The sequence below is a fragment of the Amycolatopsis sp. NPDC041971 genome, from assembly GCF_055588925.1.
In genome coordinates this window covers 106693-129424 of sequence record NZ_JBVJCE010000023.1, presented here as the reverse complement: position 1 = coordinate 129424, position 22732 = coordinate 106693, and the positions used below count along the sequence as shown (strand labels likewise).

Below are 22732 nucleotides of genomic sequence, written 5' to 3'. Positions count from 1 at the left end.
GGAGAGAAAACGAGGAGAATCCCATGTTCGGTCGAACGCGCCCGAAAACCGCCCGTCGCCGTCTCGGCACGGTCGCCGCGCTCACGTCCGCGATCGCGGTGGCGGGCAGCCTCGCCGCGTCCCCCGCCCTCGCGGACGACCCGGTGGAGATCCCGGTGTCCTACACCGTCACCGGGAAGACCACGGTCAAGAAGACCGGCGGCACCCTCGACCTCGGCCCCGGCCAGCTCGACGGTGCCCTCGTCATCGACGGTGACAACGTCGGCATCCGAGGCAACCTGTCCCTGCCGCCCTCGACGGCGAACATCTCGCTGGTCTCGGGGGTCTTCAAGATCAAGGCCCGCGTGCGGATCGAGCCGACCGGCCCGGTCACCGGCACCCTCGCCAACGGCGATCTGACCACCCGTTCGCAGGCGAACATGCTGATCGACAACATCGTGGTCGGCCTGTTCTGGCCGGTCGTCCCGCTCCCGACGGTGCCGAACGCCTGCAAGACCGTCAAACCGCTGGACCTGACCCTGGTGTCGAAGAACGTCGACCTGTTCGCCCCGTCCATCCCGTCTTCGGGAACGTTCACCATCCCGGAGTTCAAGGACTGCTTCATCAACGACCTCGCGCTGGGGGCGTTGATCTCCGGTCCGGACAACACCATCAACCTGAACATGAAGTCGAACCTGTCCTGAAACTCGTGAGTGGTAAGGACGGTTCTAACCGTCCTTACCACTCACGAGTTCCACCTCTCGGCCTCAGCAGAAGTACGGCGCGTTCGGGTCCACGAGCGCCACTCCAGTGCTGTCACCTGCAGAAACAGTGTAGACGGGAGCGCAGACACCGGAGAACTTCCAGAAGTCGGTCGGCGGTTCTGTGCTGACGTCCCGGCTCTCCTGCTTCACGTTGCTGCCCCAGGCGAAGACGCTCCCGTCGGACTTCAGCGCGACGTTGTGATTGAAACCCGCGTCGATGGCGACGACGCCGGACTGCGCTTCCGGCGGAACCGTGGCCTGGCCGTAGAAGTTGTCCCCCCACGCGATGACTCCGCCGTTCTTCAGCGCGATGCTGTGCCGGAAGCCGGCCGAGATCGCCGAGACCCCGGACGTCGCCGCCGCGGGAACGGTGATCTGCCCCTTCCCGTTGCTACCCCAGGCCACGACGCCGCCGTTCTTGAGCCCGAGCCCGTGGTCGCCGCCCGCCGAAATCGCCGAGACGCCGGATGAAACCGTCGCGGGAACGGCGGTCCGTGAGCCCCAGCTCAGCACGCTGCCGTTCGACTTCAGCGCCAGGTTGAAGTACGCGCTGGTGGAGATCGCGATGACGCCGGAGGTCGCGGCGACGGGGACGACGTTCTGGCCGTAGAAGCCGTTGCCCCAGGCGATCACACCTCCGTTCTTGAGCGCGAGTTCGTGCGCCCAGCCCGCGGCGATCGCCGAAACCCCGGATGTGGCCGCCGCCGGAACGGTGGCCTGACCGTAACTGTCATTGCCCCAGGCGATCACGCCTCCGTTCTTGAGGGCGAGGTGGGTGATCGCGCCCGCGGAGACCGCGCTCGCCCCGAGCGCCTCGGCGGGGATGGTCCCCTGCCCGTAGTCGTTGCTTCCCCAAGGCCGCGCTTCGCCGGTGGGCACGGCGTGGGCGATACCGGAAAGGGAAACCGTGGCGATCATTACGGCTATGGTGGCAGTGGTCACGCGCCGTGTCGTGGATAGTCGATTGACTGAAGCCATACGCGAAATGTTAGCCCGATTCCGCCGATCGGCCTCGTCTTTGTCATCGGCGGACAAACTTCATAATCGCATTCAGCGGACACTGACAAGAAAGAACGGGTCTCTCACCCACCACGAAACATGTCGACATGAATCCTTGTTACGTACACAACTCGCGGGTAACCTCGGTTTACCCCACCATCGAGAAAGCCGCTCAAGTCGAGCATATTTGATCAGAAAAATCCGCCGAAAGGCGCATGGGGAAAGCCGCCCGAGACGTAAACTGGATCAAAGGAGATGACAGGTATGTCCCGTAGACTTGGCAAGTTGTCAGCAGGCGTCGCCACCACCGGCATCGTGTTCGGCGCGGTGGCCGTGCTCACCGCCGGCACCGCCGCGGCCGTGACCAACTACGCCACCGGCAGCGTCGCGTACATGTGCAACTTCCCCGGCATCGGCCAGCAGCAGCTGGACGTGAAGGCCAACTTCAGCGGACCCGACTCGGTCGCTTCCGGCGGCACCTTCACGCCGGCGTCCGTCGGGGGCTCGGCCACCATCAACGCCACCATCAACGCGTTGCTCAACGCCGCCAACTACGACGGCGTCCGCGGCAAGGCGAACATGCCGGTCACGGTCACCAACGCCACTCCCGCTTCGGCGACGGTGACGAACCTGAACGTCCCGACCCAGATCAACCCGTACGTGCCGGGGCCGCGGACGTTCAACATCGTCCAGGACGCGGGCACCGGTGTTCCCACGTTCACCGCCGGTACGCCCGGTTCGGCGACCGCTTCACTCGGTACCACGATCAACGCGCCGCTGGACTTCCACAAGAAGGACGGCACCTGGACGGCGTGGAACTTCAACTGCACTGTGAAGAACACCAACCCCGCGCAGAACCGCGCGTTCAGCCCGGCGATCCCGATCACCTGATGAACCACCCGTGTGGGGCGGGGACGCCCGTCCCACACGGTCACCATGCACACACCGGCTCAAGGCAGGAGAGGAACCCCTATGACGCAGCAGGTTCGCCGGGCACTCGGGAGGTTTCCCGTTCTGGCGGGCGTCATCCTGCTCGCGGGGGTCCACGGCGCGCTGGCTTCGTCAGCGGCGACCGATCCGACGGCACCGCCCACGACGCCGTTGCAAGGCGAGGCTACCGCACAGCGAACCCTGGCCAACACCTGCGTCTTCCCGGATCCCGTCGGGGCGCGACCGGTCACAGTGGACACCAGGGCAACGTTGCCGAAGGTCGTCCAAACCGGGAAACCGGTGCAGATCAAGGACTTCTCTCTCTCCTTCACCATCGTTGAAGGATCGCTCGGGGCCGCCACCGAAGTCGCGGGTGGAGCGACCGTCGAGCTCACGGCCGCGAACGGGGACAAGAAGACCCCGATACCGGTGTCTCTGACGATCCCGGCGACGAAAATAGCCGCCACCGGCGAACTGAAGCTGGTCGCGACGGGTAAGGTCCCCGAAATCCTGCTGAACGTGCCGTCCGAACTGCGGCTGAGCACAGGGGTACCGTCATTGGCCCTGACCGCCGCCGAAACACCGCTCAAGCCGATCACCTGCACCCAGGCCCCGGGCCAGGACACACTGCTCGGCAGTGTCGCGCTGCTGCCCATCGGGAAGCCCAAGCCGCAGTCCGGCAAACCCGGTGAGCAGAAGAAGCCCGAGGCCGGTACGCGAGCCGCGGACGACGTCCATGCCAGCGGCCTGTACCCCATCGCGTTGCAGCCGTTCGAACTGCAGGGCACGTCGTCGATCAAGAAACTCGGCGCGTTCGCGCGTTTGAAGCCCGCGATCATGATCAATGCGGTCTGGGAAGTCGACCTGGAGAACACCGAGGGCCCCGGAAAGGTCACCGGCTCGCTCATCATGCCGCCGAGCCGGATGACGTTCCTCGGTTTCGGCTTCGTCCCGATCAGCGCGACCATGGAACTGCTGCCCGAGGACCACACCACCGGCAACCACGTCATCGACGTGGACGGTGTGGCGATCCCGGAGCCGTCGGGAAGCTCGACGGTCCTCACTCCGCTCAAGGTCTACGGGAAACTGAGCGAGGTCACCATCAACGGGGTCGGTCTCGACGTCGGCGAAAACTGCCTCACGGCCGAGCCGATCAAGATCAATCTTCGCGGCGAGAGGTACGGGATGTTCACCGGCGGAGTCGTGCGCACCGATCCGCAGTGGGAGGACCCCGCCTACAAGGACTTCACCTTGCCCGCGTTCTCCGGTTGTGGGGTGAAGGAAGACCTCGACTCGTTGCTGACCGGGATGGCGTCGGGGCCGGGCAACCAGGCGTGTGTCGGGATCAACCAGGTCGGCCTGCCGTGGGACCTCGAACGCAAGTGCCCCAACGTGGATCCGCCGGTGGCGCGCCGCTGAGGGTCAGCGGAGGATCGGCGAGGCCACCGATCCGGCGAACGCTTCGAGGACGAGTCTCGCCGTCCGCCCGTTCACTTCGGACAGCGCGGCGCGCGTCTCGGCCAAGAGACGCCTCCCTCTCGGACGGCGGCGTCCAAAGAGGCCGCCGCGAGGCCGGGTTCGTCGAAGTCGCGAATGGTCAAACCCGGCCGCCGCACCAACGCGGGTCAGTGTCGAGGTCTTCCCTGCCAGCATCGCTTCGAGGGTGAGGTCCATCCTGGTCCGTTCGCCGCGCAGGGCGAGGACGTCCTCCACCCCGGCGACCAATCGCCCCAGCGCCGATCCGTAGTCTCGCAAGGCCCGGAGCTCGTCGCGCGACACGCCCGCGAGGTGCGCTCCGATCCGCAACGGGAACTCGAACAACGACTCCGCAACACCCGACAGCTCCGCCGACGTCAGGTCGGCGGCGCGGAGTGCGGCCAGTTCACCGAGCCAGTCGGCAAGCGCCCAGGGCAGCGCGGGCGCGGCCTCGGCGACCAATCGCGAGGCTGGCCCAGAAGGTGGTCCCCGGCCAGCACGGTGGTGGCCGATTCCCAGTCGACGCCGCGCCGGTCTCGAGGAGCCGGAGTCGGTCCCAGCAAGGCAAGCGCGGCCAGCATGGCCAGCATGGCCGCGGCCGCGACGACCGGTTCCCCCCGCTTCGGAGCACGGCCACCCGCGAGGATCCCCGCGCACACCAGCATCGCCGGGCGGAGCCGGAACCCGCTCCCGCCATCGTCCGCTGTGAACAGCCGGGTCAGGAAAGCCACTCCCGACGCACCGTGCGCACCGCGCCGGGTCCGCTGCTCAAGGAGGCGGCGCTGGCGGCGTACGACGGTTCGCCTGCCAGCCTGAAGGCGTTTATCCTCACCGGGATCTTCACCGCTCGCGCGGCGGACCAGAAGGCGATCGTCGAAGCCGACGAACACGCCGACGCCGACGAGAAGGCCAGGCGCACCGCGCGGGTCGCCCGGATCCGGGCGGCGGTGGTGGTGGCGTGCCGCGGCGGAACGGGCGCTGCGTAGCCCGAATCCGGCGGACCTGACCGCCTACATCGGTAACGGGATCCATCGGGCGAACCTCAAGGACTGGCTGGCCTGGCTCAAGAAGAAGGGAGAGGCCGACCGGCGTCTCGCCTTCGAACTCAGGACCAGGGCGGACCAGGGCCGGGTGCATCCGACCCTGGTGGTGGCAGCGAACGCGGCACTCGCCGGGACCGACGACGACGTCGAGGTGTTCCTTCGCCTGGGGCAGTATGAAGACGCCGCGCTGACGCAATCCCTGCGGTTTTCAAGCGACCGTTATCCGCGCGGGTCCGGTGCCGCCGTCGTGGCCTCGGGAGTCCCCGGCGGCGACGGCGCCGACGCGACGTGGCGGGTCGTGCCCGGCAAGGCGGACGTGACCTGCCATTCGTTCGAATCGGTCCGGTTCCCGGAACACTATCCGCGCCAGTCCGGGCAGCGAGTGGTCATCGCGCCCTCCGACGGGACCGACCAGTTCCGCTCGGACGCGACCTGGTGCACGAAGGCGGGCACGACCGGGACCACCGCGACGCTGGAGTCGTTCACCCTGCGCGGGAGGTTCCCGCGCCAGTTCCAGAACCAGGTGTGGGCGGCGAACACCAGCGGGCAGCACCCGTACGACACGGCGACGGGGTACGCCACCGACATCGTGTGGCAGGCGAGCGCTCCTCATCCCGTCACCGGCTGAGGTAACACCGTCCCTCTCCCGCGCCCACGGCGTGCCATGAACGGTCCGTTACTTGCAAATTTTGCAAGTAACGGACCGTTCATGGCATCCGGGACTCGACAGCGCCGGAAGGATCAAGACCCACTCGGCGTCCACTGTGGACTGCGACGCGGCACCGGAAGTACCTCCGGGATCGCGTGGTCCATAGCCGTTCGCTGACCGGCGGGCGCGACCCCGGCCCGTAGTGCGAGCTCCATTTCGAACCGTGCCCCCGGGTCGCGCAGGTGCTCACCGAAGGTCGCCTGCAATTGCCGCATGCGGTACCGCACGGTCTGCGGATGCACCTGGAGACGCTCGGCGATGTCGACCACGTTGCCCTGGCTGTCGAGCCAGGCGCGAAGGGTTTCGAGCAGCCGTTCCCGCTGTTTCCCGGTCATCTCGGCGAGCGGGGCGAACAGGCGGTCACGCAGCTGGCGGGTGAGCGCGGCGTCCGCGTTCACGAGCAGGGTGGCGAGATGGTCTTCGGCGCGGATCACCCGGCGGGCCTGGATGACGCCGCGTTCGGAGAGGTGCAGGGCGTCGCGCGCCCAGCGGAGGGAATCGGCGACGGAGTCCAGCGGACGGCACGGGCCGATCGACAGCCGGTAGTCCGGCAGCGCGGCCTGCAAGGTGGCCAGGCGGGCGCCGGAGATCTCGCCGGGGACGAGCAGACGCGGCTCAGCGGAGTCGAGTTCGGCGAGGACGTCCGAATCGACGGCGTGGTGCCGCCGGGGTCTGGCGCTGTCGCCGAGCGGAAGCAGCACTACCGGCGTCGCTCGCTCGGGCACCGCCCAGCCGGTCAGCTGCGCGAGTTCCGCGATCGCCTTCTGCGGCGCGGGCGGGGTTTCCAGCACGAGGTGCAGCAGTTTGCGGCGCCATGTGTCCAGCGCCCCCGCGGTGCGCGCCTTCGCCTCGAGATAGCCGTCCAGCGCGACGGACGCGAGTTCGTCCATGAACGCGAGCATCGTGTCGGCCAGTTGCGACATCACCGCGGACGAAAGCCCGCTGCGGCGGCCGACGCGCATGATGCGCCGCCAGGAGACGCGCGCGCCGACCCGGTACGCCGACTGGAGGGTGTCGAGGCTGCGGCCTTCCCGCATCTCGTTCTGCCCGAGCCGATGGTGGACCTCGTGCGACTGTTCCTTGGAGACGCTGGGATCCGCGATCTGGGCGACGAACAACGTGATCGCGTATTCGACGCCGGCCCGGATGGACTTGCCGTAGGGCCCGTCGAGCGGGCGCGCGTACGCGGGGATGGTCGCCCGGATCTCGTCGACGATCTCGTTGGCGAGGCTGCCCAGTTCCGGTCGCAAAATGTCGGCGAGCTTGCGCGGTAGTGTCGCGGGAGGCTGCGCAGCGTGTTCGATTCCGCGCTCCACCGACATCGCAGCTCCTTTGCTCCGCCCAGCGTTCTGGCATCCCACTATCGTCGTGGGGTGACAACGAACACATCGCGAAGTCGCTCGTGAATGTGTCACCTCTCGCAGAAGAAACCGATTTCTTGTCACCATCGTGACAAAATCACCGGTCATCCCTGAACTTTGATGACAAGTGCCTGGCAAACGCCTCATACGGTACGTACGAACGGCCGATGAATACGGAGCGTCACTGCTTTCCGGTGAGCAATTCCCCGAGTACTTCGAGCACGGGCTCCAGCACGCGGACTTCGGTGCCGACGCATTCAGTGATTCCCGCCCCGACGACCTCGAAGCCGCTCAGCCCGCGAAGCATCGCCACCAGCCGCTCGATCGTCAAGCCACCTGGCTCCGGGTAGTTCAGCCCGTCGAACTCCGCCGGATCGAGCACGTCGAGGTCGAGGTGAAGGTAGACCTTGTCCGCACCGGCCAGGCCGGAAGCGGGATCGGCCTCGACGACGAGCCCGCGATCGACCACGGCCCGCTCGGCGGCGTCGAAGGCCCTTGTCCCGGCGAGGACGACGCGTCCGGGTTCGATCGGCGGGTTCGCGGCGAACTCCGGGTCGCCCTCGCCGAGCAGTGACCGCAGCACCATGCCGTGGAACGCGCCCGACGGCGACGTCTCCGCGGTGTTCAGATCCGCGTGCGCGTCGAACCAGACGACACCGAGGCCGGGGCCAAAGCGGTAGCGCGCGACGCCGATCGGGATCAGTTCGACCCCGCAATCCCCGCCGATGGTGAGCACCGGCCCGCCCGGCGCCTCCAGCGCGGCGAGCTGCGCTGCACGGTTCGCTCCGGTGAGCACCTCGCGGTTGGCGATCCCGTCGACCGCGGGCGAGGTCTCACGGGTCTGCAGGATGTGGTGCACCGGCACGCCCAGCACGTGGCCCGCCAGCTCGGCGAGCGCGACACAACCCTCGGGCAACCGCGGCGCGCGTTCGGTCAGTGCGCCCTGGAACTGGGGTACGGCGTTGATCAGCACCCGGTTCAGGCTAGTGGCCACCGCAAGTCCGTGAAGGCCTCCTTGAGGGACTTGACTCCACTCAGTGGCGCGCAGCGTCTCCGTTGAGGGTGGCGGCGGGGGCATGGATGGACCCTCAAGGAGGCCTTCACGGACCGGTGCGGGGCCAGGTCACTCCAGGACGAGCAGCAGGTCCCCGCCTTCCACCTGCTGGACGGCGTTGATCGCGCGCCGCGAGACCTTGCCGCCGGTCGACGCCGTGATCGACGCTTCCATCTTCATCGCCTCGATGGTCGCGACCGTCGCGCCTGCTTCGACCTCGTCGCCCTCGGACACCTGCAGGGTGACCACGCCCGCGAACGGCGCGGCGATCTGCTTCGGGTCGCCCTTGGCGGCCTTCTCCGTCGCCGGGATGGCCGACGCGATCGAGGTGTCGCGCACCTGGATCGGGCGCAGCTGACCGTTGAGCGTGGACATCACCGTGCGCAGCCCGCGTTCGTCGGCCTCGCCGATGGCCTCCAGTTCGATCAGCAACCGGACACCCTGTTCCAGGTCGACCGAGTACTCCTCGCCCGGGCGCAGGCCGTAGAAGAAGTCCTTGGACGGCAGGACCGAGGTGTCACCGTACTGCTCGCGGTGCGCCTCGAAGTCCTTCGTGGGCCCGGGGAACAGCAGCCGGTTCAGCGTCGCGCGCCGGTTCTCGGCCAGCCCCTTACGGTCCTCTTCGGACAGTTCCTGCACCGGCTTCGGCTGCGCGCGGCCTTCGAGGGCCTTGGTGCGGAACGGTTCCGGCCAGCCGCCGGGCGGATCGCCCAGTTCGCCGCGCAGGAAGCCGATCACCGAGTCGGGGATGTCGAACTTGTTCGGCTCCGCCTCGAAATCCGACGGCGAGACACCCGCGCCGACGAGGTGCAGCGCGAGGTCACCGACCACTTTGGACGAAGGCGTGACCTTGACCAGATGCCCGAGGATCCTGTCCGCGGCCGCGTACATGGCCTCGATCTCCTCGAACCGCTCGCCGAGACCGAGCGAGATCGCCTGCGTGCGCAGGTTCGACAGCTGACCGCCCGGGATCTCGTGGTGGTACACCCGCCCGGTCGGCGACGAGAGCCCCGCCTCGAACGGCGCGTAGATCTTGCGCACGCTCTCCCAGTACGGCTCCAGGTCGCCGATGGCCTGCAGATCCAGCCCGGTCGGCCGGTCCGAGTGGTCGGTCGCGGCGACGAGCGCCGAAAGCGACGGCTGCGACGTCGTGCCCGCCATGGACGCGACGGCACCGTCGACGGCGTCCGCCCCGGCCTGGATCGCGGCGAGGTACGTCGCCAGCTGACCGCCGGCGGTGTCATGCGTGTGGATGTGCACCGGGAGGTCGAATTCTTTGCGCAGCGCGGAAACCAGCCGCGCCGCCGCCGGCGCCCGCAGCAGGCCCGCCATGTCCTTGATGGCCAGGACGTGCGCCCCAGCGGCGACGATCTGCTCCGCCAGCTTGAGGTAGTAGTCCAGGGTGTAGAGCTTCTCGGCCGGATCCGACAGGTCGGAGGTGTAGCAGAGCGCCACCTCGGCGACCGCGGATCCGGTCTCGCGGACGGCTTCGATCGCCGGGCGCATCTGCTCGACGTCGTTGAGCGCGTCGAAGATCCGGAAGATGTCGATACCGGTCGCCGTCGCCTCCTCCACGAAGGCGTGGGTGACCTCGGTCGGGTACGGCGTGTAGCCGACGGTGTTGCGGCCGCGCAGCAGCATCTGGAGGCAGATGTTCGGCACCGCTTCCCGCAGCTTCGCCAGCCGCTCCCACGGATCCTCCGCCAGGAACCGCAACGCGACGTCGTAGGTCGCGCCGCCCCAGCATTCCAGCGAGAGCAGCTGCGGTGTGGTCCGCGCGACCACCGGCGCGACGGCGAGCAGGTCCTTCGTCCGCACACGCGTGGCGAGCAGCGACTGGTGCGCGTCACGGAAGGTGGTGTCGGTGACGCCGATGGTCGGCGACTCCCGCAGCCAGCGGGCGAAGCCCTCCGGGCCGAGTTCGGTGAGCTTCTGCTTCGAGCCGGGCGCCGGTTCGAGGTCCTTGGGCAGCTTCGGCAATTTGACCTGCGGGTCGAGAGTGCGCGGACGCTCGCCGTGCGGTTTGTTGACCGTCCTGTCGGCGAGGTAGGTCAGCAGCCTGGTCCCGCGGTCGGCCGAATGGCGCGCGGTGAGCAGATGCGGGCGCTCCTCGATGAACGACGTCGTGACGCGGCCTTCGCGGAAGTCCGGGTCGTCGAGGACGGCCTGCAGGAACGGGATGTTCGTGGCCACGCCGCGGATCCGGAACTCGGCGACGGCGCGCCGGGCGCGGCCGACGGCGGTCTTGAAGTCGCGGCCGCGGCAGCTCAGCTTCACCAGCAGCGAGTCGAAGTGCGCGCTGATCTCGGTGCCGGCGAACGCCGTCCCGCCGTCGAGGCGGATACCGGAACCGCCGGGCGAGCGGTACGCGCTGATCATCCCGGTGTCCGGGCGGAAACCGTTGGCGGGATCCTCGGTGGTGATGCGGCACTGCAGGGCGGCGCCGCGCAGGTACACCTTGTCCTGCGACAGCCCGAGATCGTCGAGCGTCTCGCCGGAGGCGATGCGCAGCTGAGACTGGACGAGGTCGACGTCGGTGACCTCCTCGGTCACCGTGTGCTCGACCTGGATGCGCGGGTTCATCTCGATGAAGACGTGGTTGCCGTCCCGGTCGAGCAGGAACTCGACGGTGCCGGCGTTGCGGTAGCCGATCTGGCGGGCGAACTTCACCGCGTCGGCGCAGATCTGATCCCGCAGTTCGGACGGCAGGTTCGGCGCTGGGGCCAGCTCGATGACCTTCTGGTGCCGTCGCTGGACCGAGCAGTCGCGCTCGAAGAGGTGGATCACGTTGCCCTCGCCGTCGGCGAGGATCTGGACCTCGATGTGGCGCGGCTCGACGACGGCCTTCTCGATGAACACCGTCGGGTCGCCGAAGGCCGACTCGGCCTCGCGCGCGGCGGCCTCGATGGACTCGCGCAGCTGTGCGGGGTCCTGGACGCGGCGCATACCGCGTCCGCCGCCACCGGCGACGGCCTTGACGAAGACCGGGAAACCGATCCCTTCGGCGGCGGCGATCAGCGCGTCCACGTCGGAGGACGGCTCGGAAGAACCCAGCACCGGCACCCCGGCCTCGCGCGCGGCCTTGACCGCGCGGGCCTTGTTGCCGGTCAGCTCGAGGATGTCCGCGCTCGGCCCGACGAAGGTGATGCCTTCTTCCTCGCACGCGCGCGCGAGGTCCGGGTTCTCGGAGAGGAAACCGTAGCCGGGGTAAACGGCGTCCGCGCCCGCCTTCTTGGCGGCCGCGACGATTTCCTCGACCGACAGATAAGCCCGCACCGGGTGACCGGGTTCGCCGATCTCATAGGCCTCGTCGGCCTTCAACCGGTGGAGCGAATTGCGGTCTTCGTGCGGGAACACAGCCACCGTGCCCGCGCCGAGCTCGAATCCGGCGCGGAACGCGCGGATGGCGATCTCACCCCGGTTGGCGACCAGTACCTTGCGGAACATGCCGGTCCTTCCCATCATCGGATCGGTAGGTGAGGCACGTTACCTGTTCGGTCCCGCAGGACGGGAGTTGTCGTCCAGGTGATGGACGTCATCCCCGCCTGAGTTGCGCGCGCGGACTCTGCAGCACCCGGTTCGCGGTGCCCTCGTGGACACCGGTCAGCACGTCGACCGCGGCGAGGTCCACGAGCGCCTTCGTGACGTCCGGCACGGAGGCCGCGGGATGCAGGGACCGGTACAGCGCGGCCACGCCGGCGACGTGCGCGGCGGCCGACGACGTCCCGCTGAGCACCTTGCCTCCGCTCCCCCCGGCGTTGGGTCCCGGCACGTCCACCCCTGGTGCGAACAGGTCGACGACCTCGCCGTAGTTCGACGTCGACCCGACTCGGTCACTCGTGTCGGTCGAGCCGACGGTGAGCGCTTCGGTGACCCTGCCGGGGGAGAACTTCCCCGCGTCGGTGGCCTCGCCGCCCGCGGGAAGGGCGATCGGGACGACCGCCGCGAGCGCGCGGACGGCGGCGTCGAGCCGGTCGTTGGCGGCGCCGCCGATGCCGAGGACGGCCACGGCGGGCTGCTGTGCGTTCTGCGTCACCCAGTCGATACCGGCGATGATCTTGTCCGTCGCGCCGCCGCCCTCCGCGTCGAGCACCCGGACCGGGACGATCTGCGCGGCCTTCGCGACGCCGAAGGTCCTCGACGCGGCGACACCGGCCAGATACGTGCCGTGACCGTTGGTGTCGGCGGTGTCCGTGCCGCCGTCGAGGAAGTCCTTACCGGGCTTCACCCGGCCGTCGAAGTCCGGATGGGCCGCGTCGACCCCGCTGTCGATCACGTAGACCGTGACGTCCTTGGCGTCGGTCTCGTAGTGGTAGAGCTGGTCGAGGCCCGTTCGCTGGTCGATCCGGTCCACTCCCCAGTTCGGCGGGTTCTGCTGGACTTCCGCCGCGGCGGCGGGCTGCGCCACGAAGGCCGAAAGCGCGAGCGCGGCCATGACCCGTACCAGTCGAATGATCATGCCTTGGCTTTACGCCTGTACCCCGGGGGCGGCAACCCAGGAGTGTCACCCGTTCGATTGGTCTTGCCCGATGTGGCCGCTGACTGTCGACTTCGGGAGGCAGACCAGCGCGTCGAAGGCGTCGACGACGTCGACGGGGTTGAACAGATGCGCGTGCCGGATGCTCCGCGGTCCCGCGGTTCCGCGTCGCGCGCGGAGATCCACCAGTCCGGGGCCTTCGGCCTCGACGCTGCCTTCCGCCGGTGCGTCCAGTTCCTGGCGGTACACGGTGAACCCGAGCCGCGCGGCCGGATCCGGCCTGAGGCCGGTGGTCTCGCCCTCGACCGCGGTGAGCCCCAACGCGAAGTAGTCGTCACCGAACTCGGCCGCCAGATGCGTGCCGGCCGAGGGTGAAGTGAGCCCGGGGAACGGCGAGAACGGCACGCGCTGGAGGTGTCCGTTGTGGAGCATCACGACGATCTTCGTGTCGTCGCCGTGCAGTCGCCGGATCAGCCGGACGGTTTCGGCCATGTACGCGTCGCGCGAACCACTCTGCAGGGCCGGGGCGTCGCCGGACATCATCGCGGCGACCTCGGCGAGGTAGGCGTCGACGCGCAACGCGCCTTCGACGTGGTGCTCCGCGACAGTGGTGTTCCCGTAGACGGGGCGCAACGAGGTGAGGTGCGTCTTGAGCCGGGTGAGCGCCGCGGTCGCCTTGTCCTTGGCGGCGTCGTCGAGCGCGGCGTACTTGGCGGGCGCCTCCGCACTGCTGGCCGACGCGTACCCCTTGGTCGCCTCGATCGCCGCGTCGACCAGGCTCACCGCGGCCACGTCCACAGTGGACAGGTACGTGCGGACCGCGTCGAGCGACGGCACGGGCGACCCCGCCGAACTCGGCACGTCGAGGCCGAAGTACCGGACGTCACCCCGTTCGCGGAGCCACGTCAGCATTTCGTGCGCCTCGGGCGACTCCCCGAGCGAGAAGGTGAAGCCGTCGCGGCCGATGTCGGCGACGTCGCCCGGGGCGCCTTTCAGCCAGTCATCGACGAGCTTTCCCTCGGCGAAACCGGACTCGAACCCGACGACACGGAAGCCGTGGTGCTCGATGAGATGGCGGAGCAAACGATTGCGCAGGTCTCCGAACTCGTGGAGATGATGGTTGTTCTCACCGATGGCGACGATCTTCGCGTCGCCGATGAGTTCGGCGATCTTCGCTGGGTCTGACATACTGGCCACACTAACGCAACAGGAGTAGCAATTGGCAACCTCCGGTACCCAACGGCCCGGCGGCCGCACGGAACGCACCCGTCAGGCCGTCCTGCACGCCACGCTCGACCTGCTGGCCGAACATGGTTTCGGCGAACTGACCGTGGACGCGGTCGCCGAACGGTCCGGCGTGCACAAGACCACGGTGTACCGGCGCTGGTCCTCACCGGACGGCCTCGTCGCCGCCGCACTCCACATGGGCGCCGAAGACGACTGGAAGGCGCCTGACACCGGATCGCTCGAGGACGATCTGTACGAGGTGGCGGCGGAGGTCGTGCGGTACTTCACCGAACCCTCGTTGAAGGAACTGCCCACGGCGTCGGTACTGGCGGCGTTCCAGTCGCCGCAAGCGGCCGAGGCATTGCACGACTTCTACGCGGACCGGCACGTGCGCATGGCGCCGATCGCGGAGCGGGCCGTCGCGCGGGGCGAGATCCCCGCCGGCACGGACGGCGACGAGCTGGTGCGGGCGGTTTGCGGGCCGATGTTCTACCGGCTGTTCCTGTCGCGGGAAAGTGTCACGGTGACGGAAGCGCGGGTCACGGCTCGGGCGGTGGCCGTCGCGGCGCGTGAAGGTGCTTTTGTGCGTTCACGCGATTAGTTGCGGAGTTCGCGGCCGGGTGGGCAACCCGCCGTGGCCGGCGGGCGTATGCCGGGTATGCCCAAGGACCAGCTGCCGAGGCCGATGAACCGCGGGCAACGGCAAGCCGAACCCCACGAGGACAGGACCGCGGTCCACGCTGTCCTGATCGTTCTCGGCTCCTTCGCAGCGGTGTTCTTCGTCGCGGTCGGGATGGGGATGCCGAGGGTCCGTCGTCGGTGTGGTTGGCGGGTTCCTGGGGGCGGGCCGGATCGCTGTAGTGGGTCGAGGCGATGGGCGGGAACTCCGCAGTGATTCCGCATTTAGTCCTCTCGATGCGGGACTGTGTGAATGACCCGAAATCCCCCGGTTCTGCGTGATCGGTCCGGTCACGCAGATGTGGGGATAGTCGTGAGTGGCGATTCGGGTCAGGGCTGGAGGCGTCTGCGATCGTCGTTCCGTGAAGGGACCCTTGAGGGACTCTGGGTCCCTCAAGGGTCCCTTCACGGAACGGGAACAAATCTCAGCGGCACCGCCAGTCACAACGGGGTACTTCGGGAAGGGGCGAGCGTGCCGGTACCGCATGGGCCGGGTCTCGGGGGGGGGGGGGGGGGGGGGGGGGGGGGGGGGGGGAGCGACCCCAACCCCCCCCCCCCCCCCACCTGCCATGGCGGGTTCACGGCGTGTCCCTGGCGCGTCCACGACACCCCCCCCCCCCCCGCCCTTCCGCCTCCTTCTCCCCCCCCCCCCCCCCCCCCCCCCCCCCCCCCCCCCCCCCCACGACCCGCTTGACCCAGTTCACCCGTTGACGAGGTCGATCCGGTAGCGCACTTCGGAAAGCGGGATGTCCTCGCCGGGCATGGTGTCGGTCTTCGTCGCCCCGTCCGGCAGCCATCCCGCTGCCGAGTAGAAGCGCTGAGCGCGTTCGTTGGTGTCGAGCACCCAGAGCGTCGCCTCGCGGTGCCCTGAATCCCGCAACGCGGCGACGGCGGTGTCGAGCAGCTGCCTGCCCAATCCCGTGCCCCAGCGGTCGGGTTCGAGGTAGATCGCGCGCAGTTCCCCGCGGATCCGGTCGACGGCGGTGAAGCCGAGGAGCGAGCCGTTTTCGACGAGGACCAGGACATCGCCCTGGTTGGCGGGATCGGCGAGGGTCCGCTGCCAGCGGGCCGCCCGGCCTTCGACCGAAAGATCGCGCAGGTACAGCTCGGGCAGCAGACCCTCATACGCCGCCTGCCACGACCGGACGTTCACCTCGGCGATGGGCCAGGCGTCATCGACGGTCGCGGGCCGGACCGTGGCCATCGTCAGTCTTTCGCCGTCACTTTGCGGGCGGCGAGACCGGTCACGATGGCGAGCGCGAGCACCATCGACAGCGCGATCCCCCAGCCCGCGCCGGTCACGCTCGAACTGCTCGGCATCGCGTAGAAAAGCACGCACACCATGACGATGCCGCCTCCCGCCACACCGCCGAGGAAAGCGACCCCGAACGCCGCCGGCCGCAGGGAGACCCCGAGCAGCGTCCCGACGAAGAGTGTCAGCGAGACGACGAAGTAGACCGCGCCCTCGTCGGCCCGGCTCGACGAGTAGCCGACGAGTTCGATCGCCTCCACCACGAGACCGAGTGCGCCGCCGGTCCCGGAAACGAAAGCCGCCACAGTAAGGGCGCCTCGCGGTTTCCCCAGGCCGAGCCGGAAACTCCGGTCACGCCGCACCGACACCAGCGCGCAGACGGCCGCGGCGATCAGGCAGCCGTCGGCGAGGACGAGGACGACCGGGCCGGACGGCGTCGCCGAGAGCAGCGCCAGCCCGCACAGCGTTCCCGGCCCCGTCATCCGGCGTGTCTTCGGCGGGAACATCGCGATCCCCGCCCCGATCGCGAAGACGACGAGCGGCAAGACGGTCCAGCCGCCGTCTTCGAAGAAGTCTTCCACGCTGCTGCCGAACTGGACGCCGATGACCACCAGGTACACCGCGGCCGCGAAGGCGAACAGACCGGCGGCGACGGCGAACGGGTCGCGCTTCGGTCGCGCGGGCACGGCCGGTTCGGGCTTCGGGAGCACGGGCGGCTCGGGATTCCTTGAGGGCTCCGGAGTCGGCGCGGGCGTGTGCACCGGCCGCGGTTCCGGTACCGGCTTGGGATCCGGCACGGGCTCGGGTTCCTGGACGAGCTGCCCCTCGACCCGCACCACCACCTCGCCGGTCGGCCCGGTCACGGTGATCCACCCGTCGAACGCCCCGGGTTCCGCCAGGTCCAGGGAGATCTCGGCCCCGTCGCCGGTCTCGGTCACCCCCAACCAGGAATGCGACGACGCGAACCGGCAGGCCCGCGCGATCGGCGGCCCTTCCAGCCGGATCCGCGCCACCGGCGTCGCTCCGCGGACGACCTCACCGAACCGCACCACGTCGGGGTCGGTTCGCACGCGTGCTGCCCGCCGCGCCAGGTCGGCGGCCTCGGCGATGTGCTGGATGTCGGTCTGCGCCATCGTGGTGAGGACTTCGTGCGCGCCGATGGCGACGGAGAGGTTCTCGCTCCTCAGCCGTCGCTGGAGTTCCGTCACCGCGCCTAGGCGGGTGAACATGTTCGGATCCTCGCTCGCCGCGCGCAGGTCGGCCGGGACCGGCGACGATTTGATCCGGCGGCGTCTGCTCCTGGCGAGGTACAGCTCGCCCTGCATCTCGATGTCGCGGCTGGGCGTCTGGTTCGGGTTCCGTTCGCGGACGCTGTCGAACAGGTAGTCGTAGAGTTCGCTGAGCGCGATCCAGCCGTCTTCGTCGCGATCCGCGTCCCCTGTCCGGAGTCCGTCGACCAGCGCCGAGGTGAACACCGACGGCCGGACGTGGTCGTCGGCGAGGTGATCGCCCTCGAAGGCGTACTCGATGGAGTTCGACGCGGTGATCACCGCACGGCCACGGCCGCCGAAACCACCGCCGGGGAACGCGTCGAGCACATTGGCCTCACCGGAGGCGCGCACCGCGACCCCCTGGCTGAAAGCGCCGCCGTAGCAGCAGTCCAGGAGGAGGACGATGCTCCGCGATCGGCTCATCCGCATACAGCGCTGGACGAAATCGGCGGGAACGGCACTCGACGCCAGCCGCTCCGGGCGGGTGTTGCGGGCGGCGAAGAACAGCTCGCCCGACTCGCTTTTCAAGCCGTGACACGAGAAATGCACCAGCAGGACGTCGTCCGGCGCGCTGTCGGCGAACAGATCCTCGACCCGGCTCGCGATCACGTGCGCGGTCTCGTCGCGCACCACCTGGACGTCGAACTCGCTGATGGTGCGATCGGCGAGGACCTCGGCGAGCGCTTCGGCGTCGGCCGCCGGGGACCGCAGCGCGCTCAACCCGGGGTTGTCGTACTCCCCGTTGGCGATGATCAAGGCACGCCGCTCGCCGGTCATGACGCCGAATGCCTGCTTACGAAGAGGTCGACGAGCTTGTCCTGATCCGTGAGGCTCGCTTCGGACAACTCCAGCACGTCGCCGTCGATCTCCAGCCGGACGGTGCGTTTCACCCGGCCGCCGCGCGAAAGCCATTCCCGCACGGCCGCGACGACCGAGCGCAGGCCCTCGGCGGACTGCCCCAGCGTGACCAGCAGTCCGCCCACCGTCGCGACGTCGAACGCGCGCGAGCCGGGGGGTGCCGGACCGGCGGGCAGCGCCTTGACCTCGGCGACCTCGGCGACCCCGCGATCGATGAGCGCGCTTCGGAGGTACCCGGTGAGCTGGTCGACGCGCTCGGCGTCGGCCCCGTCCTCACCGAGCTGGACACGAACCGCTGACGTCATCCCCGGCCTCCCTCGCCCGTACGGAACGAGGAAACCCCTCTGCCCGCGCGACGGCAAGGTCCAATCGGGCAGAGATGTCCGCGTCAGCTTTTTTCCAGATACTCCACGCGATCTTCGTCGACGACGTCGGCGATCATGTGCGCCAGCCCCAAGTAATTCCCCAGTGCCGGGTCCTTCTCGACGATTTCCAACGCGCGGACCCTCGCCTCGGCGATGACGTCCTCGTCGCGCAATAGCGACAGCAATTTCAGGGTCGACTTCTTCCCCGATTGCGCGGCGCCGAGGATGTCGCCCTCGCGGCGCAGCTCCAAGTCCATTCTGGACAGTTCGAAACCGTCCGTCGTGGACTCGACGGCGGCCAGCCGCTCGCGGGTCGTCGTCCCGTCCAGGGTCTCGGTGACCAGCAGGCAAAGCCCCGGCACGCTGCCCCGGCCGACCCGGCCGCGCAGCTGGTGCAGCTGGCTGATGCCGAACCGGTCGGCGTCCATGATCACCATCGCGGTCGCGTTCGGCACGTTCACGCCGACCTCGATCACGGTGGTGGCGACGAGGACGTCCAGGTCGCCCCTGGAGAACGCCTGCATCACGGCGTCCTTGTCGTCACTGGGCATCCGGCCGTGCAGGACACCGATCTTCAGGCCTTTCAACTGGCCCTCGGCCAGCTCGGGCGCCACGTCGAGAACGGCGAGCGCGGGCCGTTTGTCACCCTTGTCCGACGCCGGTTCGTCGCCGATGCGCGGGCAGACGATGTAGGCCTGATGGCCCTTGCCGCATTCCTCGCGGACTCGCTGCCACGCCCTGTCCAGCCAGGCGGGCCGCTCCGCGACCGGTACGACCGACGTCTTGATCGGCGACCTGCCGACCGGCATCTCGCGCAGCGCGGAGATCTCCAGATCGCCGTACACGGTCATCGCGACCGTGCGCGGGATGGGCGTCGCCGTCATGACGAGCACGTGCGGGCTGGTCTCGTCGGAGCCGCGGGAGCGCAGCGCGTCCCGCTGCTCCACCCCGAACCGGTGCTGTTCGTCGACCACGGCCAGGCCGAGATCCGCGAAGGAAACCGTGTCCTGGATGAGCGCGTGCGTGCCGACGATGATCCCGGCCTCGCCGCTGACCGTCTCCAGCAACGCCTTCTTGCGTTCCTTGGCACCCATCGAACCGGTCAGCAAGGTCACGCGCGTCGCGTTCTCCGCGGCACCGAGCTCACCCGCCTGCCCGAGGTCGCCGAGCATCTCGCGCAGCGACCGGGCGTGCTGCGCGGCGAGGACCTCCGTCGGCGCGAGCATCGCCGCCTGCCGCCCGGAATCGACGACCTGGAGCATGGCGCGCAGCGCGACGACGGTCTTGCCGGAACCGACCTCGCCCTGCAGCAGCCGGTTCATCGGATGCTCGGTGGACAGATCCCCGGCGATCTCCTCGCCGATCTCCTGCTGCCCTGAGGTCAGCGCGAACGGGAGCCGTTTGTCGAAGGCGTCGAGGATGCCGCCCTCGGCGTGCGGGCAGGCTTTCGCGGGCCGCGACACCAGGGAATGCCGCCGCTGCGCGAAAATCAGCTGTACGGCCATGGCTTCGTCCCATTTGAGCCTGTCCCGCGCGGAGTTCAGCGCCTGCCAGCTCGACGGACGGTGGATGCCACGCAGCGCGCTTTCCAGGCTGGGCAGGCCGTACCGGGCCAGCAGCTCGATCGGCATCGGGTCTTCGTCGACCTCCAGCACGTCCAGCACCTGCCGGACGGCCTTGGCGATCACCCAGGTCGGAATCCCCTGCGCCGCCGGGTACACCGGGATGATCTCGGCGAGGAAGTCGTCCATCGCCTCGGCCTGACGGTCGGCGTCGAACAGTTCGTACTCGGGGTTCGCCAGTTGCAGGACGTCGCGGAAGGCCGTGACCTTGCCCGCGAACAGCCCGTTCTTGCCGGGCACGAGTTCCTTTTCGCGCCAGGCCTGGTTGAAGAAGGTGCACTGAAGGCGACGTTTGCCGTCGGTGATCACCATCTCGAGCAGCGTGCCGCTGCGTGCCTTCATCCGGCGCTTGTTGACCCGCTCGATGCGTGCCATCACGGTCGCGTGCTCGCCGAGTTCGAGCCCGGCGATGTCGGTGAGCTGGCCGCGTTCGGCGTAGCGGCGGGGATAGTGGCGCAGGAGGTCGCTGACCGTCTCGATCTTGAGGCCCTTGGCGAGTGCCTTCGCCGTCGCCGCGCCCACGACCAGCTTGAGGTCCGCGCGCAGGTTCGTCATCCGGTCACTCCACCCCCATCAGCAGCACGGCGTCGGACTGGCCGCCGGCGTAACTCGTCAACTCGACCTCGGGATGTTCCAGGCGCAGCTGATCGGCCAGCTCACCGGGCAACCGGACCGGCACGTCCGCCCCGGTCAGCACGGTGACCAGTTCGCCGCCGAGGGCCAGCATCCGGTTCAGCACGCCGACCGCCGCCACGACCAGGCTCGCCTCCGAGGCGGGCGCGGGCTCGATCAACACGACCTCGCCGTCGACGAGGCCGACGACGTCACCGGCCTGCGCCCGGCCCACCCAGGTTAGCGACTCCTCCTGCGCGATCCGCAGTTCGCCACGCCTCGTGGCGGCGGCCGCTTCGGCCATCGCGACCACGTCGTCGTTGGTGCGGCGATCCTTGTCGTGGACGGCCAGCGCGGCGAGCACCTGGACGGGTGACACGCACGGGATGACCACGACGTCGCGATCCGCGGCCATCGCGTGACCCGCCGCCGCGTCGGCCGCCGCGGTCAGCTCCTGACCACCGGGGAGGACGGTGACGTGACGTCCGGCGGCCTCGTTGATCAGGCCCAGCATCTCCTCGACCGTCGGCGCGACACCCGGCGGCACGGACAGCACCGCGACCCCCTCGGCCCGCAGCAGTTCGGCCAGCGGCCCGCCGTGGACCACGGCGACCACCGAACGGTCGATACCACCGCCGACCTCGACCGGAGTGGGCGTGATCAGCGGCTCGACCCGGACCCTGCGGGGACGGCCGAGCTCGATCCCGGCCTCCAGCGCCGCGCCGATGTCCGCGCAGTGCACGTGGACGGCGTACGCGCCGGCGCCGTCCCCGGCGACCGTCACGCTGTCGCCGAGGCCGCTGAGGGTCCTGCGGAGCCCGGGGAGACTGCCTTCGTCGACGTCGTCGAGCAGGTACATGACCTCCCAGGCCGTCTGCGCGTCGACCGGGTGAGGGTGATGATGTGCCTCGAGCGGATGCTCCGGCTCGACGAGGCTGCCCGAGATCACTCCGGAAAGGGCGTCGAGGACCGCGACCAGGCCGCGGGCGCCCGCGTCGACCACACCTGCCACCGCCAGGACGGGCAGCTGTTTCGGGGTCTCTTCGAGGGCTTCGGCGGCGACGCTCGCCGCCGCGGCGGCCACCTCTTCGAGTGACCCTGTCGCGTCACGGACGGACGCGGCGACGGTGTGGAGCACGGTCAGGATGGTCCCGGCGACCGGACGGCTCACCGCCCCCGTCGCGGCCCTGTCCGCGCACCCGAGCGCCTCCGCGAGACCGTGCCCGTCGATGTCCCTGACCGCCGCCGACTCGGCGATCCCGCGTACGACCTGCGACATGATCACCCCCGAGTTGCCCTTGGCCGCCGCGACCGCGCCCTTGGCGAACACCGCCAGCGCCTCGGCGGTCGTCGCCGGCTCGGCCTCCGCCAGCGCGTCACGGGCCGCGGTCATGGTGAACAGCAGGTTGGAGCCGGTGTCGGAGTCGGCGACCGGGTAGACGTTGATGTCGTCGATCGCCGGCCGCAGCACCGACAGGCTGTGCACACAGGCCGCCGACCAGGCCGACACCGCCGCCACGTCCAGCACCCGCACCCCGTAACCTCCTAGCTGTTCCAGCGAGGGTATCGACCCGGTGCCGGAGGGCTCTGAGCCACTGGTTACTATGGTCGAGTTGCCCAGCATGCTGGGCGCATCATTCTTTGTCCCAGATCCAGAGGAGTTCGACGTGGCTGCCGTGTGCGACGTCTGTGGCAAGGGACCGGGCTTTGGCAAGTCGGTCTCGCACTCCCACCGGCGTACCAACCGCCGGTGGAACCCGAACATCCAGACCGTTCACGCCAAGATCGGTCTGTCCCAGCGCAAGCGCCTGAACGCCTGCACCTCGTGCATCAAGGCGGGCAAGGTCGTTCGCGGCTGAGCCGGGTTTTTGGGGAATGGCGGGTGCTCTTCGGAGCACCCGCCATTTTTTATGGACCGGGTGCGCTGGGACTCTCACGGGTCCGGTGGGCCCGCCGGGGGGGGGGGGGGGGGGGGGGGTGGGGTGGGTGGGGGGGGGGGGGGGGGGGGGGGAAGGGAGGGAGGGGGAGAGGAGGTAGGGGGGCGCGAGGCGAGGA

General features: G+C 69.2%; 20 protein-coding genes. 7 read left to right on the top strand and 13 right to left on the bottom strand.

Translation table 11 applies throughout. The annotated features are described in order from the left end of the window. Positions 1-23 precede the first annotated feature (23 nt). On the top strand, positions 24-683 hold the full coding sequence (locus tag ACZ6DT_RS35215; protein WP_465603361.1) for a hypothetical protein: 660 nt from the start codon (positions 24-26) through the stop codon (positions 681-683). A gap of 63 nt (positions 684-746) precedes the next feature. Here ACZ6DT_RS35215 and ACZ6DT_RS35210 read toward each other — a convergent pair whose 3' ends face one another. Continuing rightward, a complete protein-coding gene (locus ACZ6DT_RS35210) occupies positions 747-1661 on the bottom strand; it encodes an RCC1 domain-containing protein (protein ID WP_465603360.1) in 915 nt (304 codons plus the stop codon). A gap of 345 nt (positions 1662-2006) precedes the next feature. Between ACZ6DT_RS35210 and ACZ6DT_RS35205 the strand changes: the two genes are divergently transcribed. Both ACZ6DT_RS35205 and ACZ6DT_RS35200 read left to right on the top strand, forming a co-directional pair. Continuing rightward, entirely contained in the window at positions 2007-2633 is a 627-nt protein-coding gene (locus ACZ6DT_RS35205; RefSeq protein ID WP_465603359.1) for a DUF6801 domain-containing protein, read from the top strand. 81 nt (positions 2634-2714) lie between these two features. Next, the gene (locus ACZ6DT_RS35200) at positions 2715-4091 is read left to right on the top strand and encodes a DUF6801 domain-containing protein (protein ID WP_465603358.1); all 1377 of its coding nucleotides are present in this window, start codon (positions 2715-2717) and stop codon (positions 4089-4091) included. 3 nt (positions 4092-4094) lie between these two features. Here the strand turns inward: ACZ6DT_RS35200 and ACZ6DT_RS35195 are convergent, their stop codons facing one another. Further along, entirely contained in the window at positions 4095-4610 is a 516-nt protein-coding gene (locus ACZ6DT_RS35195; RefSeq protein ID WP_465603357.1) for a hypothetical protein, read from the bottom strand. Continuing rightward, complete coding sequence (locus ACZ6DT_RS35190) at positions 4526-4879, bottom strand: hypothetical protein (RefSeq protein WP_465603355.1); 354 nt, start codon at positions 4877-4879, stop codon at positions 4526-4528. Before ACZ6DT_RS35190 ends, ACZ6DT_RS35195 begins: the two co-directional genes overlap by 85 nt. Before the next feature lie 12 nt (positions 4880-4891). On the opposite strand from ACZ6DT_RS35190, the gene ACZ6DT_RS35185 reads away from it, so the two are divergent. Then, positions 4892-5134 carry a hypothetical protein gene (locus tag ACZ6DT_RS35185; RefSeq protein ID WP_465603353.1) on the top strand — a complete coding sequence of 81 codons (243 nt, stop codon included), beginning with the start codon at positions 4892-4894 and terminating at the stop codon, positions 5132-5134. 160 nt (positions 5135-5294) lie between these two features. Then, the gene (locus ACZ6DT_RS35180; protein WP_465603352.1) at positions 5295-5819 is read left to right on the top strand and encodes an AbfB domain-containing protein; all 525 of its coding nucleotides are present in this window, start codon (positions 5295-5297) and stop codon (positions 5817-5819) included. 113 nt (positions 5820-5932) lie between these two features. On the opposite strand, the gene ACZ6DT_RS35175 is transcribed toward ACZ6DT_RS35180, so the two are convergent. The 5 genes from ACZ6DT_RS35175 to ACZ6DT_RS35155 all read right to left on the bottom strand — a co-directional run bounded on the left by ACZ6DT_RS35175 (position 5933) and on the right by ACZ6DT_RS35155 (position 13980). Beyond that, positions 5933-7222 carry a PucR family transcriptional regulator gene (locus ACZ6DT_RS35175; protein WP_465603350.1) on the bottom strand — a complete coding sequence of 430 codons (1290 nt, stop codon included), beginning with the start codon at positions 7220-7222 and terminating at the stop codon, positions 5933-5935. 220 nt (positions 7223-7442) lie between these two features. After that, on the bottom strand, positions 7443-8234 hold the full coding sequence (locus tag ACZ6DT_RS35170) for an arginase family protein (RefSeq protein WP_465603445.1): 792 nt from the start codon (positions 8232-8234) through the stop codon (positions 7443-7445). 150 nt (positions 8235-8384) lie between these two features. After that, complete coding sequence (locus ACZ6DT_RS35165; RefSeq protein ID WP_465603348.1) at positions 8385-11762, bottom strand: pyruvate carboxylase; 3378 nt, start codon at positions 11760-11762, stop codon at positions 8385-8387. An 88-nt stretch (positions 11763-11850) separates the two neighbouring features. After that, entirely contained in the window at positions 11851-12750 is a 900-nt protein-coding gene (locus ACZ6DT_RS35160; protein ID WP_465603443.1) for a S8 family peptidase, read from the bottom strand. Positions 12751-12819: 69 nt separating this feature from the next. Further along, positions 12820-13980: an erythromycin esterase family protein gene (locus ACZ6DT_RS35155; RefSeq protein WP_465603346.1), complete on the bottom strand. Its 1161-nt coding sequence runs from the start codon at positions 13978-13980 to the stop codon at positions 12820-12822. Between the two features lie 31 nt (positions 13981-14011). Here ACZ6DT_RS35155 and ACZ6DT_RS35150 point away from each other — a divergent pair, with 31 nt between their 5' ends. Further along, positions 14012-14620 (top strand): TetR/AcrR family transcriptional regulator, encoded by a 609-nt coding sequence (locus ACZ6DT_RS35150; RefSeq protein WP_465603345.1) that lies wholly within the window; start codon positions 14012-14014, stop codon positions 14618-14620. A gap of 777 nt (positions 14621-15397) precedes the next feature. Here ACZ6DT_RS35150 and ACZ6DT_RS35145 read toward each other — a convergent pair. The 5 genes from ACZ6DT_RS35145 to ACZ6DT_RS35125 form a co-directional block, all read right to left on the bottom strand. Continuing rightward, on the bottom strand, positions 15398-15901 hold the full coding sequence (locus tag ACZ6DT_RS35145) for a GNAT family N-acetyltransferase (protein WP_465603343.1): 504 nt from the start codon (positions 15899-15901) through the stop codon (positions 15398-15400). Positions 15902-15903: 2 nt separating this feature from the next. Then, positions 15904-17997, bottom strand: coding sequence for a caspase, EACC1-associated type (locus tag ACZ6DT_RS35140; protein WP_465603341.1), 2094 nt, complete (start codon positions 17995-17997; stop codon positions 15904-15906). Further along, positions 17994-18383 (bottom strand): hypothetical protein, encoded by a 390-nt coding sequence (locus ACZ6DT_RS35135; protein WP_465603340.1) that lies wholly within the window; start codon positions 18381-18383, stop codon positions 17994-17996. The genes ACZ6DT_RS35140 and ACZ6DT_RS35135 overlap by 4 nt, the downstream gene beginning before the upstream one ends. An 83-nt stretch (positions 18384-18466) precedes the next feature. Further along, complete coding sequence (gene recG, locus ACZ6DT_RS35130) at positions 18467-20620, bottom strand: ATP-dependent DNA helicase RecG (protein ID WP_465603339.1); 2154 nt, start codon at positions 20618-20620, stop codon at positions 18467-18469. A 4-nt stretch (positions 20621-20624) separates the two neighbouring features. After that, a complete protein-coding gene (locus ACZ6DT_RS35125; RefSeq protein WP_465603337.1) occupies positions 20625-22211 on the bottom strand; it encodes a DAK2 domain-containing protein in 1587 nt (528 codons plus the stop codon). Positions 22212-22344: 133 nt separating this feature from the next. On the opposite strand from ACZ6DT_RS35125, the gene rpmB reads away from it, so the two are divergent. Then, positions 22345-22536 (top strand): 50S ribosomal protein L28, encoded by a 192-nt coding sequence (gene rpmB / locus ACZ6DT_RS35120; protein WP_007031450.1) that lies wholly within the window; start codon positions 22345-22347, stop codon positions 22534-22536. Positions 22537-22732 lie beyond the last annotated feature (196 nt).

What these genes read in the sequence shown, in the direction of transcription:
- ACZ6DT_RS35215 (WP_465603361.1), top strand. Translation starts at nt 24, where the DNA reads ATGTTCGGTCGAACGCGCCCGAAAACCGCCCGTCGCCGTCTCGGCACG.
- ACZ6DT_RS35210 (WP_465603360.1), bottom strand. Translation starts at nt 1,661, where the DNA reads ATGATCGCCACGGTTTCCCTTTCCGGTATCGCCCACGCCGTGCCCACC.
- ACZ6DT_RS35205 (WP_465603359.1), top strand. Translation starts at nt 2,007, where the DNA reads ATGTCCCGTAGACTTGGCAAGTTGTCAGCAGGCGTCGCCACCACCGGC.
- ACZ6DT_RS35200 (WP_465603358.1), top strand. Translation starts at nt 2,715, where the DNA reads ATGACGCAGCAGGTTCGCCGGGCACTCGGGAGGTTTCCCGTTCTGGCG.
- ACZ6DT_RS35175 (WP_465603350.1), bottom strand. Translation starts at nt 7,222, where the DNA reads ATGTCGGTGGAGCGCGGAATCGAACACGCTGCGCAGCCTCCCGCGACA.
- ACZ6DT_RS35165 (WP_465603348.1), bottom strand. Translation starts at nt 11,762, where the DNA reads ATGTTCCGCAAGGTACTGGTCGCCAACCGGGGTGAGATCGCCATCCGC.
- ACZ6DT_RS35160 (WP_465603443.1), bottom strand. Translation starts at nt 12,750, where the DNA reads ATGGCCGCGCTCGCGCTTTCGGCCTTCGTGGCGCAGCCCGCCGCCGCG.
- ACZ6DT_RS35155 (WP_465603346.1), bottom strand. Translation starts at nt 13,980, where the DNA reads ATGTCAGACCCAGCGAAGATCGCCGAACTCATCGGCGACGCGAAGATC.
- ACZ6DT_RS35145 (WP_465603343.1), bottom strand. Translation starts at nt 15,901, where the DNA reads ATGGCCACGGTCCGGCCCGCGACCGTCGATGACGCCTGGCCCATCGCC.
- ACZ6DT_RS35140 (WP_465603341.1), bottom strand. Translation starts at nt 17,997, where the DNA reads ATGACCGGCGAGCGGCGTGCCTTGATCATCGCCAACGGGGAGTACGAC.
- ACZ6DT_RS35135 (WP_465603340.1), bottom strand. Translation starts at nt 18,383, where the DNA reads ATGACGTCAGCGGTTCGTGTCCAGCTCGGTGAGGACGGGGCCGACGCC.
- recG (WP_465603339.1), bottom strand. Translation starts at nt 20,620, where the DNA reads ATGACGAACCTGCGCGCGGACCTCAAGCTGGTCGTGGGCGCGGCGACG.